A 19,378-nucleotide genomic window follows, 5' to 3' on the forward strand; every position below is an offset into this window, starting at 1 on the left:
CCAACCCGATCAGGACATGCCATTGACCATGGCCCAAGGAATGAAGCGCCTCGGGACGCCGATCGCGGCGCTGCTCGGTGTCGCGCTGATCGCCCTGATCGCGACCTCATGGCTCATCAACCGCGACGCGCTGCGCAGGGCGGTCGAAGCGCAGATCCGCGACGTCACCGGGCTCGAGCTCAGTGTCGCAGGCGCAATCGACATTTCCGTGCTGCCGGCAAGCTACATCTCCTTCCGTGACGTCGGCCTCAAGGGCGGCGGCACCAGCGATCCCGCGCTCCAGGTCGACGTGCTCACCGCCAATCTGCGGCTGCTGCCGTTGCTGCTGCAACGGTTCGAGATCTCCGACCTGACGCTGCTGCGGCCGCGCATCCATGTCAGCCTGAAGCCAGACGGCCAGAGCAACTGGACGCCCTTCATCCAGACCATCGCGCGCACCATGAAGCCCGGGGCCGAGAACCAGGTCTCGTTCTCCGAAATCCGGATCCAGGACGGCGTGCTCGACTACGAGGACGCCGCCACGCACGGCACCGAGAAGTTCGAGGACATCGACCTGTCGCTGGCCTGGCCTTCGATCTCGCGCTCCTTCGCCGCGACCGGACAGTTCGACTGGCGCGGCGAGCGTGTCGACGGCTCGATCAGCTTTTCCGATTTCGTCGCCGCCCTCTCCGGCGAGCGCTCGGGGTTGAAGGCGCGGATCGCCAGCGCGCCGCTCAAGCTCGCCTTCGACGGCAGCGTCGCCAACCGCACCAGCCCGATGATGGAGGGCACGCTGACGATCGACAGCCCCTCCTTGCGCAACGCGCTGCGCTGGACCGGGCAGCCACAGCCCGCCAGCGGCGGCTTCGGCCGCTTCGTGCTGAAGGCGCGCGCCAACGTCGTCGGCGCCTCGATCGCCCTCACCAACGTCAATGTCGAGCTCGACGGCAATGCCGCCGAGGGCGTCATGACCTACGCCAACAACGGCCGGCAGACGCTGCAGGCGACGCTTGCCGCCGACGCGCTCGACTTCACGCCTTATATCTCCACCTTCCGCCTGCTCGCGAGCGGCGCGCGGGACTGGAACAGGCAGCTGTTCGATCTCAACGGATTGTCGACGACCGACCTCGACATGCGCCTGTCGGCAGCAAAGCTCACGGTCGGTCCGACCAGGCTCGGCCGCACCGCGATCGGCGCCAATTTGCGCAACGGCACGCTGGCGCTCTCGGTCGGCGAGGCGCAGGTCTATGGCGGCATCGCCAAGGGCTCGTTCGGCATCGCGCGTTCCGACACCGTCGCCGACATCAAGGCGCAATTCCAGTTCACCGACGTCGATCTCCAGGCCTGCGCCACCGAGCTGTTCGGCCTCAACAAGCTATCCGGCCGCGGCAACATCAACGTGTCGCTCTTCGCCTCGGGCTCGAGCCCGTTCGGCCTCGTGCAGTCGCTCGACGGCAGCGCCACCGTCACCGGTCATGACGGCGCGATCTCGGGCTTCAATGCCGAGCAGCTGCTGAAGCGCCTGGAACGGCGGCCGCTGTCGGGCGGCGGCAATTTCCGCAATGGTTCGACGCCGTACAACAATCTCACCATCGCGGTGAAATTCTCCGATGGGGTCGCCACCGCCGAGGACATCCGTGTCGAAGGACCGGCGGCGAAGATCACGCTCACCGGCACCGCCTCGGTGCCGACGCGTGAATACGACATGAAGGGCGTGGCGAGCCTCAACAGCACGTCGGGCTTCGAATTGCCATTCGTGGTGCAGGGCCCCTGGGACGATCCCCTGATCTTCCCCGATCCGGAAAGCCTGATCCGCCGCTCGCCAGCCTCCGCGCCGCTACTCGACATGCTGAAGGATCGCAAGGGGGGCGACGCCGTGCGCTCCGCGATCGAGCGCATCACCGGCAGCGGAAAGCGTCCTCCACCGGCAGAATCGCCGACGGCGGAGAACGCCAAAGAGAACGCGAAGGAAAACGCCAAATCCAACTAGGCTGATCAACGCAGCCTTCGCGGATTTCGGTAGCCCGAGCTCAACAAGCTCGACATGCCAGCGACTTGCCAAATCCAAATCGAGCAGTGCGGCCGATTGCATCCCGGAGGTGGCGTTAAGCGGCCGATTGCGTCGTCGAAATCCAGGCCTTGTCCCCCTGCAGCACTGCTCCTCCACCGATCTTCGATCCGGCCGCGACCTTGAGAGCGCCGCTTCCTCCCAGTTCGCGAGCCAACACCTCGCGGTCACAGGCGTCCTCCCACAGCGAAACGGTAATGGCTGCGACGCAGTTGCTGATCATGCTGGTCAGCGCCCGCGCTTCCGACATGAAACGGTCGATGCCGACAAGCAGCGCCACGCCGGTCACGGGCAGATCCGGCATGACGGAGAGGGTCGCGACAAGCGCCACGAAGCCGCTGCCGGTGACGCCAGCCGCGCCTTTGGACGTCAGCAGCATCAGTCCGAGCATCGCCGCAATCTGCCCCCACGACAGGTGGATGTCGCAGGCCTGCGCGATGAAGATGGAGGCCAGGGTGAGATAGATGGCGCTGCCGTCCAGATTGAAGGAATAGCCCATGGGCAACACGAGGCCGGACACGCCTTTCCGGCATCCGAGCTGCTCCAGCTTGCGCAGCGCTCCCGGCAGCGCAGGTTCCGACGATGATGTGCCGAGCACGATCAGCAGCTCTTCCTTGAAGTAGCGAATGGTCTTCCACAGGCTGAAGCCGTTCAGCCGCGCCAGCGTGCCGAGCACGACGACCACGAAGACGGAGCAGGCGATATAGAATGTCAGGATCAGCAGTCCGAGCGAGCCAATCGATCGAATGCCGTAGCGGCCCACCGTGAACGCCATGGCGCCAAAGGCGCCGAGCGGAGCGAGCTTCATGACGAAGCCAAAGGACACGAACAGGACCTGAGAGAAGGAATCGACCGCCTTCGTAACCACCGCGCCCCCATCGCCGGCACGGCTCAGGCCAAAGGCGATCAGGATGGAGACCAGCAGGACCGGCAGCACTTCGCCGTCGGCAAACGCGCCAAAGAAGGAATGCGGGATGATGTGCAGCATGAAGTCCGCAAATCCGGTCGCACTCGCCTGCTTGGTGAATTTCGCGGCCACCGACGGATCCAGCGTGCTGACGGACACATGCATGCCGACGCCCGGCTGGATCAGCAACACGGCGACCAGCCCGGCCAGCAGTGCGAGCACGGTCAGCAGGTAGAACAGCGCCATGGATTTCACCAGCGTGCGGCCGACCTCGCGGGAATCGCTGATGCTGTTGATGCCGCTGACGATGGTGCAGAACACGATCGGCGCGATCATCATCTTGACCAGCTTCACGAAGCCGTCGCCGAAGGGCTTCAGCGCGGCACCGAACTCAGGCCAGAGATGGCCGGTGAGGACGCCCAACATGAGACCGATCAGCACCTGGACGTAGAGGATCCGGTAGAAGGGCTTTCGCGTCTCACTGTTCACGGGCCCGACCAGCGCTTGCTTCTGCATTCTCGTTTCTCCCATGGCTCTGATTTTTGAAGGCTTTGAAAGCGGTCCGGCTTCAGGCTGCCAGGACTGAATGAGGGACGTGCGATCGACGGGCGAAGACATGGCCCTCGAGAATTCGCCGGGCTGTCCGCTGCACCCGGGCGACCGGGCCGGGCTCCAGCCGAACCACGAGCTGGCCGGAGGGATGGGCGAGCGTGATCGGCACCGGCGGCGCCAGCGATCCAACCATCTCTGCGGCGATCGTCCCGGGCGTCACACAGGCGGTCGCGATCGCGACGGCGCCGGTCACCGCCAGCGCGCTATGGCAGTCATGCGGCATGAAGTACCTGACGTTCAACGTCGCCTCGCTTGCGGGCGCGACCAGAACCGGTTTCGGAATCACCATTGACGCGGAATCCGGAAAACCCATCCGGCGTCCAGCCTCGATGCGCAAATGTTCGAGCCGCCCGCGGAAGGCGCCGTCGGCGAAGGCCGGAGGCGCCTCGCGGCCGGTCCATCCGAGATCTGCCGCGCGGACCAGCATGACGGGCATGGCTGCGTCGATGCAGGTCACGTCGATCCCTCCGATGCGATCGAGCGGACGTCCTGTCGGCAGCAGGCGACCGGTGCGTGCGCCGGCGGCGTTGGGGAACGACAGTTCGATGGGCGCGGCCGTTCCCGGTACCCCGTCGATCCGCGCTTCGCCCTCATAGGTCACCCGTCCTCCGGGAGTGGCGACCGTCGCATCGATCAGCTTGCCGGTGTTGACATTATGGATGCGCACATGGGTGCGATCTGCGGTAGCGGCGACCAGGCCAGCTTCGATTGCGAACGGCCCGACGGCGGCCAGCATGTTTCCGCAGTTCGGCGAGGTATCGACGATCCCTTCACGAACGCGCACCTGGGCAAACAGGTAGTCGACATCGGCGCCGGGCACCGTTGCCGGTCCGATGATCGCGACCTTGTTGATCACGGCATTGCCGCCGCCGATTCCATCGATTCCGAGATCGTGCCCACCTCCCATCACCGACAACAGGACCGCATCGCGCGAGCTGGGGTCGGCAGGAAGGTCGCGGGCCAGGAAAAACGGTCCGCGCGAGGTCCCACCGCGCATAACCACACAGGGAATGGCAATCTGATCGTTCATGATGTTCTTCCGTTCGGCGACATGTTCGCCTGAACCAGAGCATCCTCCCTCCGAACTCTTTTGTGAAATGCAAATATCTGAGGTATTATTTCGTCAATCGACATAATGGAGCCTTGCCATGAACGCCGAATTGCTCGACCTCAAGGCATTCATCACCGTCGCGGAGATGGGCAGCTTCGTCCGCACCGCGAAGGCGCTGAACCTGTCCCAGCCGGCGCTCAGCCGGCGCATTCAGAAGCTGGAGGAAAGTCTCGGAGCGCCGCTGCTCGAACGGTCCACGCGCCACGTCAATCTCACCATGACGGGCCGCGACTTCCTGCCGAAGGTCCGCCGTCTCATCGACGAGTTCGAGACCTCGGTGCTCGCCATCCATGATATCGGCGCGCGAAGTTCGGGCCTGGTCTCGGTAGCCGCGGTGCCGACAGCGGTGTTCTATTTTCTTCCGCGAGCGATCGGCCGGTTCGCCGAAGCGTATCCGCGCATCCGCATCCGCATTCTGGATATCGGCGCCAATGAGGGGCTGGAAGCGGTGGCGCGCGGAGAAGTCGACTTCGGCATTAATTTCATCGGCGCTTCGCATGCCGAAATCGAATTCGAGAAATTGGTTGAGGACCCTTTCGTCCTGGCCTGCCGTCATGACCATCCGCTGGCATCGCGCAAGCAGGTGAGTTGGTCGGAGATCGTGTCGCACCGGGTCATCACCGTCGGTCGCAACAGCGGCAATCGCGCGTTGATCGACAATGCGCTGGCGCGGCAGGGCCTGCAGCTGAACTGGTCCTATGAAGTCGCCCACCTCTCCGGCTCGCTTGGCCTGGTCGAAGAGGGATTAGGCATCGCCGTGCTGCCAAGGCTCGCGACACCCGCCGCCGGTCATCCGATCATTCACACCGTCCGGCTGATCGAGCCGGAAGTGTCGCGGACGATCGGAATTGTGCGCAGGCGCGGGGCGACGCTATCGCCGCATGCCAGCCAGTTTTTGAAGATGCTCCTCGAGGCATGGCGCTCTCCTTCTCGAGCCAGCGGGCATGGCAAGCCGCGGCCCCGATCCGCTGAGGCAAGTTCGAACACGATATCGACGGGTCTAAAGCGGAAACGCTGACGGCTCGCCCGAGCGGGACGAGACCGTTCCCCAAACTGGAGTTCCTCGGAAGGCGCGAATTGATCAGGGCGAATTGATGCGGCGATTGGATCGATGCACGCGTTAAGGATCTCCGCAAGGCCCATCCCCGCGACCTATGTCTGACAACATGCCGCTAGATCGGCTTATCGCCATGCGCTAGTGTTTTATACGACCGGTTAAAAACACCGGCCGTTTGAGGGAGAAAAACGTGAAATCCAAGGTTATTGGCGCAGTATCACTGGCGGTCGCTGCGGCCGGGCTGTTTGCAGCCGCTGCACCCGCATTTGCGCAGCAGAAGACGATCACGGTCTGGTGGGGCAAGGGCTTCTATCGCTCCGAGGACGACGCACTGATCGAGACGATCAAGAAGTTCGAAGCCAAGACCGGCATCAAGGTCGAATTGTCGCAATACGCGATCCAGGACATGATTCCGAAGACGGTCGCCGCTCTCGATGCCGGCACCGTGCCCGATGTCGCCTATTCCGACTCTTATGACGTGCAGGCGCAGGGCAAGTGGGCCTATGAAGGCAAGCTCGAGGATCTCTCCGACGTGATGGAGCCGATCAAGGGCCGGTTCGTGCAGAACACGCTGGATGCGTCGATCCTCTACAACGACGTCACCAAGAAGAAGGCCTATTACGGCTTCCCGCTGAAGCAGCAGAGCATGCACGTCCAGATCTGGAACGACATGCTGGAGAAGTCCGGCTTCAAGCTCGCCGACATCCCGAACGACTGGACGGGCTACTGGACGTTCTGGTGCGACAAGGTGCAGCCGGGGATCCGCAAGGCCACCGGCCAGCGCATCTATGCCGTCGGCCAGCCGATGGGCGTGGAATCCACCGACGCCTTCCAGTCGTTCTACACCTTCATGGACGCCTACCACGTCAAGCTGGTCGACGACGACGGCAAGCTCACGGTCGACGATCCCACGGTTCGCGAGAACCTGATCAAGGCGATGAAGGATTACACCGACACCTACATCAAGGGTTGCACGCCGCCGTCCTCCACGACCTGGAAGGATCCCGACAACAACGTCGCCTTCCACAACAAGACCATCGTGATGACCCACAATTTCACGATCTCGATCGCTGCGAAATGGTTCGAGGACTCCCAGAACCAGGCACTCACGCCCGAACAGCGCGAAGCCGGCAAGAAGGCCTACGAGCAGGACATCGTGACCGCGTCCTTCCCGAAGGCGCCGGATGGTTCGACCATCCGCTACCGCTCCGACGTCAAGACCGGGCTGGTCTTCACCGCGGCCAAGAACAAGGCCGAGGCCAAGCAGTTCATCAGCTTCCTGCTCCAGGAAGAGAACGTCCGTCCCTACATCGAGGGCGCGCTCGGCCGCTGGTTCCCGGTGACGAAGGAAAGCCAGGAAAGCCCGTTCTGGCAGGCTGACAAGCACCGCAAGGCCGTCTACACGCAGTTCAAGGGCGGCACCGCGGCGTTCGACTTCACCAAGAACTGGAAGTTCACGATCCTCAACAACGAGAACGTGTGGGCGAAGGCGATGAATCGCGTCGTCAGCGAGAAGGTTCCGGTCGACAAGGCCGTCGACGAACTGATCGCCCGCATCAAGCAGGTCGCGGGCTAAATCATCCTGCCTCTCCCCGCCTCGCGGGGAGAGGTGCTAGAACAACACCGGCCGCGTTTCGCGGCCGGCATCTCTTTGAAGAGTCCGAAAAGAATGGCGATCACGCTCTCTGGCGACCAGGCAATCCCCGCCCCGCCCCTGTCGTCGCGGCTGACCCCGCCGCAGGTCTGGGGCATCGTGCTGCTTGCGCCCTACCTGCTCGTTTTCCTCGCCTTCGTCGTCTATCCCGTCGGCTACGGGCTGTGGCTGGCGCGGGCCCCGTCGAATTATGTCGCGCTCTACAACGATCCGATCTTCGCGCGCGCCGCGGTCAACACGCTGATCTTCCTGGTCATCGGCATCAACATCAAGATGCTGATCGCGCTGTTCCTGTCCGGCTTCTTCGCGGTGCAGCGCCCCTGGATCAAATGGCTCTCGGTGATCTTCATCCTGCCCTGGGCGGTGCCGTCGATCCCGACCATCCTGTCGGTTCGGTTCATGCTCAATCCCGAATGGGGCATGGTCAATCACCTCATCTTCTCCCTGACCGGCGATGACGGCCCGAACTGGCTCAACGACCCCACCGTGGCGCTCAGCATGGCGATCGCGGTGCACATCTGGAAGTCGCTGCCGTTCTGGACGCTGATCCTGATCACCGGCCGCCTTGCGATCTCGCACGATCTGTTCGAGGCCGCCGAGGTCGACGGTGCGAGCTGGTGGCAGAAATTCCGCTACATCACCTGGCCGTCGATGCAGACGCTCTACGTCACCTGCACGCTGCTCTCGATGATCTGGACGCTCGGCGACTTCAACAGCGTCTATCTGCTCACCGGCGGTGGCCCGGCCGACCTCACGCATGTGCTGTCGACCCTCGGCATCCGCTATCTCCGGCTCGACCAGCTCAGCCTGGCCATGGCATCGATCGTCTGCGCAATGCCGTTCGTCCTGCCGCTCGTGTACTTCATGATGAAACGGTTGTCGCGATGAAGCTCCCCACCCTGCGCGAAGTCGCAACCGAAGCGCGGTTGCTGCTGATCGGCATTCCCGTCTTCCTCTGGACGATGATTCCGATCTACCACATGTTCCTGTTCGCTATCTCGCCGAAGGAGGACGCATTCTCCGGCAAGCTGTGGCCGGACCATCCGACGCTGCACAATTTCGAAATCGTGTTCAAGCAGCAGCACTACTTCCTGCGCGACTTCTACGTGCAGTTCTGGAACTCGCTGGTGATCGCGGCATCCGTCGGCGTGCTGACGCTGTTCATCGCCACCGCCGCGGCGTTCTCGATCTCGCGGCTGAAGGTGCCGGGCGGACGGGTCGTGATGAATCTCGCGCTGTTCACCTATTTCATCCCGGCGGCGTTCCTTGCCGTGCCGATGTACCGCACCATGGGCAATTACGGCCTGCTCAACAATCACTGGGCGCTGATCCTGGCGATGGTGACCATCGCCAGCCCCTACGCGATCTGGGTGCTCAAGCAGGCCTCCGACAAGCTGCCGGTCGAATTGGACGAAGCCGCCGTGATGGACGGTGCGACGACGCTCCAGATCTTCCGCCTGGTCTACCTGCCGCTGATGATGCCCTCGCTGGTCGCGATCGGCACTTATGCGGTGCTGCTGGCCTGGAACGAATATCTCTACGCGTTCCTGCTGCTCTCGAACGACCGCGAGATCACCCTCCCCGTCGCGCTCGGCAACTTCCTCGCCGCCGACGACTCGCCGTGGGAGCTGTTGATGACGACCGGCTTCATCTACGCACTGCCGCCGGCCGCGATCTACTATGCCTTCCGCCGCTACATGGTGGGCGGGCTCACGGCGGGTGCGGTGAAGTCCTGACGCGACAGGACGCATCGAGTCGCCGCAAGCAGGACGTTCGAGCGACAACGTGGACAATTGCGGGTTGTCCACGCCTGCTCTAACCTCCGTGCCCCAATGCGGGGCACGGCATCATGCGCAGCAACGACGCGATCCATCTCGGCCTGATGCTGCTGGCGCTCGCGGCGGCCTATCTGATGCCGTTCGAGCTGTTGCTGCTGGCTTATGTCGTGCTCGGCCCGGCGCACTACTTCACCGAGATTTCGTGGCTGCACGACCGCAGCTACTACCTGCCACATCGCGGGATTGCGGCAGCCCTCGCAATCATCGCCGTGGTCGCGGCCCTGATCGACAACGCCTCCTGGTTCGGCTTTGCAATGTGGGGCGCGCTGATCGTCTGCGCCATGCTCGCGGCCACCACCTCGGCGATCGAGAGCATGTTGCTGTTCTTGACGGCGATCGCACTGTCCGCGCTCATGTATTCGAGCGGATCCTCGCTCGCCGTGATCGGCATCCTGATTCCGACCCTGATCCACGTCTCGCTGTTCACGCTGATCTTCATGGTGCTCGGAGCGCACCGATCCGGCAGCCGCGTACAGGCTGCGCTGGTGGCTGTCTACCTCGTCGCGATTGCTACGATCCTGCTGCTGCCGCCAACCGCCGAAGTCCGGATCGCAAGCTTCGCCCGGGTCGGACAGGATTATTTCGGCAATGTCGGCCCGGCGCTCAGCCGGCTGTTCGGCGTGCCCGGTCTCGTCCTCGACACCAGGCTGACGAGCCTGCTCGCCTTCGTCTACACCTATCACTACCTCAACTGGTTCATTAAAGCCGACGTCATCCGCTGGACCGCAGTCCCGAAGGCGCGGCTGGCAGCGATGGCCGCCGCCAGTACCGCATCCACCGCGCTCTATTTCTACGACTACGCGTTCGGCTTCACCTTCCTGCTGGCGCTGAGCCTGATCCATATCCTGCTGGAATTTCCGCTCGACGCCCTGGCATTGCGGCAGCTCGGCGCGGCGGTGCATGGCGCGGCGCGAGGATGGCACGCTGCACGAACGGCTACAGCGGCGCCGCGCTCTCGCCCTGCGAGCTCGACAGTTTCGAAGCGAGCGAGGCGATCACGATGACCACCGCGATCAGGGCGATCACCAGCGTGCAGATCGCGTTGATCTCCGGCTTCACGCCCAGCCGCACCTCGGAATAGATCCGGATCGGCAAGGTCGCCGAGCCCGGCCCGGTCGTGAAGCTCGCGATGACGAGATCGTCCAGCGACAGCGTGAAGGCCAGCATCCAGCCGGCGGCGATCGCGGGGGCGATCAACGGCAGCGTCACCGAAAGAAAGGCGCGGACCGGGTCGCAGCCAAGGTCCATCGCCGCCTCCTCCAGCGAACGGTCGAGCGAGCCGAGGCGGGACTGCACGACCACGGCGACGAAACACATCGTCAGCGTGGTATGGGCGATCGTCACCGTCCAGAAGCCGCGCTCGGCGTTCAGCGCGACGAACAGCAGCAGCAGCGACAGCCCCGTGATCACCTCGGGCATCACCAGCGGGGCGTAGAGCATGCCGGAGAACAGCGTGCGGCCGCGGAAGCGCTCGCCGCGTGACAATGCGACCGCAGCGAGCGTGCCCAGCAGCGTGGCGATGGTCGCGGAGGAGACCGCGACGCGAAGACTCATCCAGGCCGCCTCGATCATGGCGCGGTCGTTGAAGAACTCGTGATACCAGCGCAGCGACCAGCCGCCCCACACTGTCACCAGCCGCGAGGCATTGAAGGAGTAGATGACGAGGATGAGGATCGGCAAGTAAAGGAACGCCAGCCCGAGCGCGAGCGAGGCGATGTTGAAACGGGACAGGCGTGAGACCTTCCGCATCGCCTCACCGCCCCTGTTCCAGCTGCCGCTTCTGGAGCCGTTCATACAGCAGCAGCGGCACCAGTAGCACCACCAGCAGCACGATGGCGGCGGCAGAGGCGACCGGCCAGTCCTTGTTGGTGAAGAATTCGAGCCACAGGGTCTGGCCGATCATCAGCGAATTGGAGCCGGCCAGAAGGTCCGGGATCACGAATTCGCCGACGATGGGAATGAAGCACAGCAGCACGCCGGCACCGACGCCGGGCAGCGACAGCGGGAAGGTGACGAGCCAGAACACCTGCCACGGTGGCGCGCCGAGATCGCCAGCCGCCTCCTCCAGCGCTGGCTCCATCTTGGCGAGCGTGGCGTAGAGCGGCAGGATCATGAACGGCAGATAGGAATAGACGATGCCGATATACATTGCGCTGTCGGTGGAAAGCCAGACCACGGGCTGGCTGACCAGATGTAGCGCCAGCAGGATCTGGTTCAGCAACCCGTCGTGCTGGAGGATGTTGATCCAGGCATAGATGCGGATCAGGAACGAGGTCCAGAACGGCACGATCACCAGCACCATCGCCACCGCCTGCCAGCTCTTCGGCAGCCGCGCCATGCCGTAGGCGATGGGATAGCCGATCAGCAGCAACAGCGCGGTCGCGGTCACAGCGACGGTGAGGCTGCGCACGTAGGCGAACACATAGATGTCGTCGGAGACGAGCAGCTTGAAATTGTCGGTCGACAATGCGGCAAAGGCCGCCTTGAGCGCGTCCCACCCCGCCATCAGGTCGAATACCGGCTCGTAAGGCGGCTGCGCGATCGCCGTCTGCGACAGGCTGATCTTCAGCACGAAGGCGAACGGCACCAGGAAGAACAGCGCCATCCAGACATAGGGCGCGATCGCGGCAAAGCGCGCCGGGCGCGCGAAGATGCGGCGGGAGCTCATGACGGCAGCACCACGCAATCATCGGGCGTGAACCAGGCGACGATTTGCTGGCCCACGCTGTAGGCGTCGACGTCCAGACGCGCGCTGTTGGCGACGGAGGCCCGTACGATTCCGCCGGTATCGAGCTTCACTTTATAGGTGGTGGTGCCGCCGAGATAGCAGATGTCCGCGATCACGCCGTCTAGGCTGTTGATCGTGGTTTCACGACCGGCTTGGCTCACCGGGGCGCGGCGCGACAGCTTGATCTTCTCGGGACGAATCGCGATCGAGAATTTTCCCGCACCGACCGGTTCGCGCGGTTCGGCCACCACCAGCGCACCCGCATCACGCGTGCCAACGACCAGACGATGACCGTCGCGCAATCTGGTCTCGCCGTCGAACACATTGACGTCGCCGACGAATTCCGCGATCCAGCGCGAGCGCGGCGCTTCGTAAAGTTCGCGCGGGCTCGCGACCTGAGCAAGCCTGCCGGCGTTCATCACGCCGATCCGGCTCGCCATCGTCATGGCTTCCTCCTGGTCGTGGGTGACGACGATGAAGGTCATGCCGAGCCGGCGCTGCAGCTCCATCAGCTCGCCTTGCGTATTCTCGCGCAGTTTCTTGTCGAGCGCTGCGAGCGGCTCGTCGAGCAGCAGCAGTTGCGGGCGGCGCGCCAGTGCGCGGGCGAGCGCCACGCGCTGGCGCTGGCCGCCGGAGAGCTGATCCGGCTTGCGCTTCTCGAGCCCTTCGAGCTTCACCAGGGCGACCATCTCGGCCACACGGGCGGCGATGTCGGCGCGTGCCATGCCGGCCCGCTTCAGGCCGAAGGCAATGTTGTCGCGCACCGACAGATGCGGAAACAACGCGTAGTTCTGGAACATCATGTTGATCGGGCGCTCGTGCGGCAGCGCCTGCGCGATGTCCTTATCCCCGAGCAGGATGCGCCCTTCATCCGGCGCCTCGAAGCCGGCGAGCATACGCAGCAGCGTGGTCTTGCCGCAGCCGCTCGGCCCGAGCAGCGCGAAGAACTCGCCGGCCTTGATGTCGAGCGAGACGCCATCCACGGCGCGGAAGGTGCCAAAGGTCTTGGCGACGCCCTCGATGCGCAGCAGCGGCTGACCCGCCGCAGGAAGCGCATCTCCGCCGGCCGCATCAGCCGCGGCGCCTGTTCTGGGCAACTCGTCCGTCATGATCCTGCCAACCCCGATTCCGCCGCACGCTAGCCGCCGATCGTCCCTAGCTCAACCGTGCCGGGAGAGATCGTTCACATCACATTCGCCATGAACGACGCCAGCGCGTCGCGGTCCGCCGCTGGAATGGTCAAGCCCAGCTTGGAGCGGCGCCACAGGACGTCCTCGGGGAAGCGGGCCCATTCGCGAGCCATCAGGTAGCGGACCTCGGCGCCGGTCAGTTCGGGACCGAAGCCCGGGCCGAGATCGTCGCGGCTCCTGGCGTCACCGAGCACTGCGGACAACCGCGAGCCATAGGCCCCGACCAGACGCTGGGCCTCCGGCTCCGAGAGAAACCGCCAGCGGTCGCGCGCGAGGTCGACTTCGGTGTCGAAACGGTCCCAGGCAAAATCTCCGCCGGGCAGCGCGGCGCCGGCCGTCCAGGGCGGCGACATCGGATAGAACGGTGTCAGCTTCGTCACCGCCCACTCCGCGCGCAGGCGCGAGGTGGTGACGTCGCCGCCGAACATCGTGAGCAGCGGCGCCTTGCGCCGGCGCGCATGGAACAGCATCGTTCCGTCGCGTCCGCGCGCGGACGCCAGCGTCAGGTTGACGCCGGAGACTGTCCGGACCACGTCGGTCGGGGTGACGCGCTCACGAAAATAGCGGCTCGCCGCTTCGCAGAGATAGCCGATGTCGGCCCCCGGCATCGCCACAATTGCGGGATCGCCGGTGAAGGCGTGCGTGACCGTGCCGATCAGCGTGAAGTCGCGCTCGAACGGTCGGGCGAAGATCAGCCGTCCATCATTGTTCTGAAAGACGTAGACGTTCTCGGAATCGAACAGCCTGGGCACGATGATCTGGCTCATCTGCGTGGCCGCCATCGCGGGCTGCGGCTGCCGCAGCACGGTATCAGCGACCATTGGCGTCCAGCCGCCGGTGGCGTTGGCCAGCGCCCGCGCCGTGATGGTGCGGCGGTGGCCGCGATCGACCACCGCGAGCCGCCAGGTATCGGTTCTGTCCGCACGGACGCAACGCGCACCGGTCCGGATCGCCGCGCCATGCTCAGCGGCATCCAGCGCCGTCAGCACCACCAGGCGAGAGTCGTCGACGACGCAGTCCGAATATTCGAACGCCGTGCCGAACGGGCGCTTCAGTGCGTTGCCGACCGGATGATGCGTGATGTCGATGGTGGCCGATGGCGGCAGGCCGCCCCGGTTCGTGAGACCGTCATAGACATACAGGCCGGCACGCAGCAGCCATGGCGGCCGCTCGTCGGAATGCGCGGGGATCACGAAGCGCATCGGCCGGACCAGATGCGGCGCGATCCGGAGCCAGGTCCGGCGCTCGGACAAGGCCCGACGGACCCGCCGGAACCCGCGCCGTTCCAGCACCGACAGATCGCCGTGGATCAGCCGCGGTGTTGCCGAGGATGCCGCGCCGCCGAGATCGCCCTGCTCGAACAGGATCACCCGCAGGCCGCGGCCTGCCGCATCGCGCGCGAGGCTGACACCGTTCAGGCCGCCACCGATGATCGCGAGATCGTAATCCGCCATGAAGCCGTCGAATGGGAGCCAAGCGCCCCATCATCACTAGAGCCATTTCCGTTCCGATGAAATCGGAACGGGGCTCTAGATTCTTATTCTGACGCTTTTTCTTGACGCGAACCGGTGTCCACTTCGCTCGAACGCTCTAGCCCGTCTTGAGCGCAAGCTCCATGACTTCAGCGCGGCCGACGAGCCCGGCATATTTCCCGATCGGCAGGGGCTTGCCGAGCAGATAGCCTTGCACGCCGTCACAGCCCTCCTTGGCGAGGAAGGCAAGTTGCTCGACCGTCTCGACGCCCTCGGCGATGATCGACATTTCGAGGCCGTGGCCGAGATCGATCACCGCGCGAACGATCGCAGCCGATTGCGGATTGCGGCCGAGATTGATGATGAAGGCCCGGTCGATCTTGATCTTGTCGAACGGGAACGCCTGGAGGTAGCTCAGCGAGGAGTAACCGCTGCCGAAATCGTCCATGGAGATGCGCACGCCGAGCGCCTTCAGGCGGCGCAGCAGCGCAAGGCCCCGGTCGAAATCCTCGATCAGCACGCCCTCGGTGATCTCCAGCTCGAGCCGGCCGGGTGCAAGGCCGGTCTCGATCAGGATCGAATGGACGAGGCCAACCACGTCGCCGTGCATGAACTGCGCCGGCGACAGATTGACCGCGACCTGGAGCGGCTTCGGCCAGGACGCCGCCTCGCGGCAGGCCTCGCGCAGGATCCACTCGCCCATCTCGACGATCAGGCCGCTCTCCTCGGCGATCGGGATGAATTCGGCCGGCGAGACCTGGCCGCGTACCGGATGCTGCCAGCGCGCCAGCGCCTCGAAGCCGATGATCTCGCTCTCGGCGACGCTGTGGCCGGCGGCCCCCTGCGGCTGGAAGGCAAGCGAGAGCTCGCCGTTCTTGATCGCCATCGACAGGTCCTGGTGCAGCACGCGGCGATCGCGGATCTGCTGGTCCATCTCGGGCTGATAGAGGCTGATCGTGCCGCGCGACTTCTGCTTGGCGCGGAACAGCGCAGCACCGGCATTGGCGAGCAGCGAAGCGCCATCGGCGCCATTGTGCGGGAAGATCGACATGCCGGTGGTCACGGCGGCGCGGACCGGCCGGCCGTCGATCTGGAAGTCCTTCGCGACGGCGTCGCCGATCTGCTGCGCCAGCGCAAGACCCGCGTCCGGCTGCTTGCCATCGATGATCAGGCCGAATTCGTCGCCGGACAGGCGCGCCACCACGCCGCCACGGGCGGAGTCCTGGAGGCGCTGGGCCACCTCGATCAGGAGCTTGTCGCCGAGCGCATGACCGAAGACGTCGTTGACCTCCTTGAGGCCGTCGAGGTCGACGCAGAGGACGGCGAACTCCTCGCCGGTGCCTTCGCAGGCCTCGATCATCTGGGTCAGCGCCTGAAGGAAGGCGGCGCGGTTCGGCAGATCGGTGAGGCCGTCGTGATAGGCCATGTGCGCCATGCGCGACTCGGTCTGCCGGCGGTCGGTGACGTCCTCGTGGGTCTTGATCAGATATTGCGGCTCGCCGGTATCGCCGAGCACGGTGGCGCGGCGGGTCAGGAACAGCCGCAGGCCGTCCTTGGTGGAGATCGGATGCTCCTCGGTGATCATCCCGCGTTTCTTGATCGCGGCCTCGTCGCGCGCGATGATCAGCTTGGCTTCCTTGGGGTTGAAGATGTCGGACGCGGTCAGGCCCGTGGCCTCCTCGCGCCGGCGGTTGAGGATCGTCTCCGCGCTGCGATTGGCGAGCAGATAGCGGCCGTCCTTGACCTGCTCGACGATCAGCGCCACCGGGATGTTGTCGACCACGAGCTCGAGGAACTTCTTGGTGCTCTCCAGCTCCTGCGACAGCGACCGGCGGTCGGTGATGTCCTCGAACACCAGCAGCAGAAACTCGGGCTTGTTGCTCTCGTTGCGAACCACGATCCGAATCGAGGCGACCATGCGCCGCTCGCCGCCGCGGTCGACCTCGAACTCGTTACGGAACTGGCCGTCCGGGGAGTTGAGCGCCGCCCGGTCGGTCGCCTCGATACTGGCTGCCGAGACCGGCGCAAACAGCTCGCGTGCGTTCTTGCCGACGGCGTGATCCCGCGAGAACCCCCAGAACCGCTCATAGGCGCTGTTGGCGAAGATGTAGCAGCCGTCCTCGATGTTCTTCGCGGCCACGCAGGCCGGCACATGGTCCAGCACCGATTCCAGGAATTGCTTGGTGGAAGCGAGCTGTCGCGACAGCTTGCGCTGCTCGCTGACGTCCAGATGCGTCGCCACCGAGCCGCCGTTCGGCAGCACGAAAAACTTCACCAGGATGGCTCGGCCGTCGGGCAGCTCGGTGATCAGGCCGTTGTGGCTTGCCGCCTTCTCGTAGAATTCGTCGTCGGAGATGCCGCCGAGCACCCCGCGCTTGCGCCGGAGCTTAAGAAGCTCATAGCCGTCCATATTGGCCCAGAGTTCCGACCGCATCAGGCCGTAGATCTCGAGATATCGGTCGTTGCAGAAGATGATGCGGCGCTGCGCATCCGTCATCACCACGCCCTGATTGAGATTGTTCATGGCGGAGGAGACGAAGGCGTTGCGCCGCAACTGCAAACGCCTGGTCCGGCGCAGCGAGGAATGGATCCACAGCACGATCGCGGCGAGGAACGCGCAGACGACGATGCCCGCGATCAGGACCTCCCAGACCACGTTGGGATCGAGCTGGCCGAGATAGCTCGGCGCGGCAAAGCTGTCCGACAGCGCAAAGGCGCGCGCGGGCGCAACCGTGCCGGCCAGGCACACAACGGCCTGCACAGCAATCGGAAGCGTGCTGCCCTCGTGCCAGTTCTTCTCAGCCATCAGCCACCCGCGATTTCAACGTCGGATTGTCTGGCTTCACGCGTTTGGATCGGGTAAACGCCTGTACGCGCAACAGAAAAATGTGACGTGAAATACGGCAATTGCCCTGACATGATAAATTCTTCCTTAACGGAAAACGGCCCCGCGCCATTCTTTCCAGGCCTGATGCCACCGGCGCTTCCAGCGGACATCCTGCCCAACCATGGATAGGGTCGATTGCGTCGTCATCGGAGCCGGCGTGGTCGGGCTCGCGGTGGCTCGAAAGCTTGCGCAGGCCGGACGCGAAGTCATCGTGCTCGAGGAGGCCGAGGCGATCGGCACCGTCACCTCCTCGCGCAACAGCGAGGTGATCCATGCCGGCATCTACTACCGCGCCGGGACCTGGATGGCGCGCATGTGCGTCGACGGCAAGCACGCGCTTTACCGCTACTGCGCTGAGCGCGGCATCCCGCACAAGAATTGCGGCAAGCTGATCGTCGCGACCAATCCAAAAGAGACCGAGAAGCTGCAATCGATCAAGGCGCATGCCGAGGCCAATGGCGTGCTCGACATGCAGCAGCTCACGGGCGAGGCGGCACGCGCGCTGGAGCCCGCGCTGGCCTGCGACGCCGCGCTGCTGTCGCCATCGACGGGCATCATCGACAGCCACGCCTACATGCTCTCGCTGCGCGGCGAAGCCGAGGAAGCCGGCACGGCGTTCGCGTTTCGCACTCCGCTGATCCGCGCCAAGGCGGCGAACGGCCTGGTCGAGATCGACGCCGGCGGCGAGGCGCCAATGACGCTGCAATGCAGCCTCCTCGTCAACGCCGCGGGGCTCTCGGCGACGAATGTGGCGCGCAACATCGACGGCATGCCGCTGGACCGAATTCCGCGCGCCTATCTCGCCAAGGGAAATTACTTCAGCTGCAATGCCAAGGCGCCGTTCTCGCGCCTGATCTACCCGGTGCCCGAACCCGGCGGGCTAGGGGTGCATCTGACGCTGGACATGGCAGGCCAAGCGCGCTTCGGCCCTGACGTCGAGTGGATCGAGACGATCGACTACGAGGTCGACCCGTCACGCGCCGAGCGGTTCTACCCGGCGATCCGCAAATACTGGCCGACGCTGCCTGACGGCGCGTTGATGCCGAGCTATTCGGGCATCCGGCCGAAAATCGTACCGCCCGCTGTGGCCACGCAGGACTTCCTGATGCAGGGCCCGCGCGATCACGGCGTCGCTGGCCTGATCAACCTGTTCGGCATCGAATCGCCGGGACTGACATCGTCGCTCGCGATCGCAGATCACGTCGCCGAGCTCGCAGACGTCTGAAGCGTTGTCGAGCGAAGCGGATACCGGTTCGCGTCGAGACAACGCGCTCAGACAAAAACTAAACACCGCGCAAACTTCTTTGCACGGTGCGGACCTTGCGGCAGGGATGAGCGCAAGAACTCTCACCCCTGCAGATAAGGGTACGATCAACTCTACGCTGTTTACGGGGGTTACTAGTGGAGCGTGTCGCCGTGCCTCAGACGCTCGATCTGGTCCTTGACCATCAACTTCCGGCGCTTCAACTCAACAATTTGCAGGTCGTCTGTTGAAAGGTGCACGAGGGCTTCGTGCAATTCGTTTTCGAGAAGTTTGTGCTTCCGCTCCAATTCAACGAGATGTGCCTGAATTGTCATTCGAAACCTCCTCGGTAGGGTTGAACCTCAGGATTCGATCCGGACAAGCAAGTCTACATCACCGATTCGTTCTGTCGATGGGTATCCGTCATCGCATCTTCATTTTTGAAAATTCATATGTAACGAAGCGTGAGTAAAGGAACCGCGCGGGAAAAATCCATGATATCAATGCGCTTGCGCAGCGTCGCGGCGATCAGCGGAAATATGTCGCTGGAGATCGGCAAACGGTGGTCGCAGATCGCTTGCGATCACGCCGCGCAAGGACGATAATTTCCACAGGGCATCCACAGCCTTAAT

The 19,378-nt window shown here is 64.2% G+C and carries 15 protein-coding genes; 7 read left to right on the forward strand and 8 right to left on the reverse strand.

Translation table 11 applies throughout. From position 1 onward, the window contains the following. Positions 1–28: 28 nt before the first annotated feature. On the forward strand, positions 29–1,969 hold the full coding sequence (locus AABA84_RS18100; RefSeq protein WP_161966528.1) for an AsmA family protein: 1,941 nt from the start codon (positions 29–31) through the stop codon (positions 1,967–1,969). Positions 1,970–2,084: 115 nt separating this feature from the next. On the opposite strand, the gene dctA is transcribed toward AABA84_RS18100, so the two are convergent. Further along, on the reverse strand, positions 2,085–3,470 hold the full coding sequence (gene dctA, locus AABA84_RS18105; protein WP_028140274.1) for a C4-dicarboxylate transporter DctA: 1,386 nt from the start codon (positions 3,468–3,470) through the stop codon (positions 2,085–2,087). A gap of 52 nt (positions 3,471–3,522) precedes the next feature. After that, on the reverse strand, positions 3,523–4,596 hold the full coding sequence (locus tag AABA84_RS18110; RefSeq protein ID WP_212248758.1) for a 4-oxalomesaconate tautomerase: 1,074 nt from the start codon (positions 4,594–4,596) through the stop codon (positions 3,523–3,525). A gap of 118 nt (positions 4,597–4,714) precedes the next feature. Between AABA84_RS18110 and AABA84_RS18115 the strand changes: the two genes are divergently transcribed. The 5 genes from AABA84_RS18115 (at position 4,715) to AABA84_RS18135 (ending at position 10,230) form a co-directional block, all read left to right on the forward strand. After that, a complete protein-coding gene (locus AABA84_RS18115) occupies positions 4,715–5,695 on the forward strand; it encodes a LysR family transcriptional regulator (RefSeq protein ID WP_091956465.1) in 981 nt (326 codons plus the stop codon). Between the two features lie 229 nt (positions 5,696–5,924). Then, the gene (locus tag AABA84_RS18120) at positions 5,925–7,310 is read left to right on the forward strand and encodes an ABC transporter substrate-binding protein (RefSeq protein ID WP_028140276.1); all 1,386 of its coding nucleotides are present in this window, start codon (positions 5,925–5,927) and stop codon (positions 7,308–7,310) included. A gap of 93 nt (positions 7,311–7,403) precedes the next feature. Further along, positions 7,404–8,276 carry a carbohydrate ABC transporter permease gene (locus AABA84_RS18125; RefSeq protein WP_212248757.1) on the forward strand — a complete coding sequence of 291 codons (873 nt, stop codon included), beginning with the start codon at positions 7,404–7,406 and terminating at the stop codon, positions 8,274–8,276. Continuing rightward, complete coding sequence (locus tag AABA84_RS18130) at positions 8,273–9,124, forward strand: carbohydrate ABC transporter permease (RefSeq protein ID WP_212248756.1); 852 nt, start codon at positions 8,273–8,275, stop codon at positions 9,122–9,124. Before AABA84_RS18125 ends, AABA84_RS18130 begins: the two co-directional genes overlap by 4 nt. A gap of 113 nt (positions 9,125–9,237) precedes the next feature. Further along, positions 9,238–10,230, forward strand: a complete 993-nt coding sequence (locus tag AABA84_RS18135) for a hypothetical protein (protein ID WP_338305547.1) — start codon at positions 9,238–9,240, stop codon at positions 10,228–10,230. Here the strand turns inward: AABA84_RS18135 and AABA84_RS18140 are convergent. The 5 genes from AABA84_RS18140 to AABA84_RS18160 all read right to left on the reverse strand — a co-directional run bounded on the left by AABA84_RS18140 (position 10,163) and on the right by AABA84_RS18160 (position 17,422). Then, positions 10,163–10,975 (reverse strand): ABC transporter permease, encoded by an 813-nt coding sequence (locus AABA84_RS18140; RefSeq protein ID WP_212248754.1) that lies wholly within the window; start codon positions 10,973–10,975, stop codon positions 10,163–10,165. The two genes, AABA84_RS18135 and AABA84_RS18140, sit on opposite strands and share 68 nt — an antisense overlap. A gap of 4 nt (positions 10,976–10,979) precedes the next feature. Next, positions 10,980–11,894, reverse strand: a complete 915-nt coding sequence (locus AABA84_RS18145) for an ABC transporter permease (RefSeq protein WP_338312657.1) — start codon at positions 11,892–11,894, stop codon at positions 10,980–10,982. Beyond that, entirely contained in the window at positions 11,891–13,063 is a 1,173-nt protein-coding gene (locus AABA84_RS18150) for an ABC transporter ATP-binding protein (RefSeq protein ID WP_212248752.1), read from the reverse strand. Before AABA84_RS18150 ends, AABA84_RS18145 begins: the two co-directional genes overlap by 4 nt. A 74-nt stretch (positions 13,064–13,137) precedes the next feature. Next, positions 13,138–14,598: a glycerol-3-phosphate dehydrogenase gene (locus AABA84_RS18155; RefSeq protein ID WP_212248751.1), complete on the reverse strand. Its 1,461-nt coding sequence runs from the start codon at positions 14,596–14,598 to the stop codon at positions 13,138–13,140. Positions 14,599–14,734: 136 nt separating this feature from the next. Further along, positions 14,735–17,422, reverse strand: a complete 2,688-nt coding sequence (locus AABA84_RS18160; protein WP_212248750.1) for a sensor domain-containing protein — start codon at positions 17,420–17,422, stop codon at positions 14,735–14,737. A gap of 202 nt (positions 17,423–17,624) precedes the next feature. On the opposite strand from AABA84_RS18160, the gene AABA84_RS18165 reads away from it, so the two are divergent. Continuing rightward, on the forward strand, positions 17,625–18,728 hold the full coding sequence (locus tag AABA84_RS18165; protein WP_212248749.1) for an NAD(P)/FAD-dependent oxidoreductase: 1,104 nt from the start codon (positions 17,625–17,627) through the stop codon (positions 18,726–18,728). Positions 18,729–18,901: 173 nt separating this feature from the next. On the opposite strand, the gene AABA84_RS18170 is transcribed toward AABA84_RS18165, so the two are convergent. Beyond that, positions 18,902–19,081 carry a YdcH family protein gene (locus tag AABA84_RS18170; RefSeq protein ID WP_026201910.1) on the reverse strand — a complete coding sequence of 60 codons (180 nt, stop codon included), beginning with the start codon at positions 19,079–19,081 and terminating at the stop codon, positions 18,902–18,904. Positions 19,082–19,378: the final 297 nt, after the last annotated feature.

Origin of the sequence: Bradyrhizobium sp. TM239 (assembly GCF_036247985.1) — a bacterium.
Lineage (GTDB): Bacteria > Pseudomonadota > Alphaproteobacteria > Rhizobiales > Xanthobacteraceae > Bradyrhizobium > Bradyrhizobium ottawaense.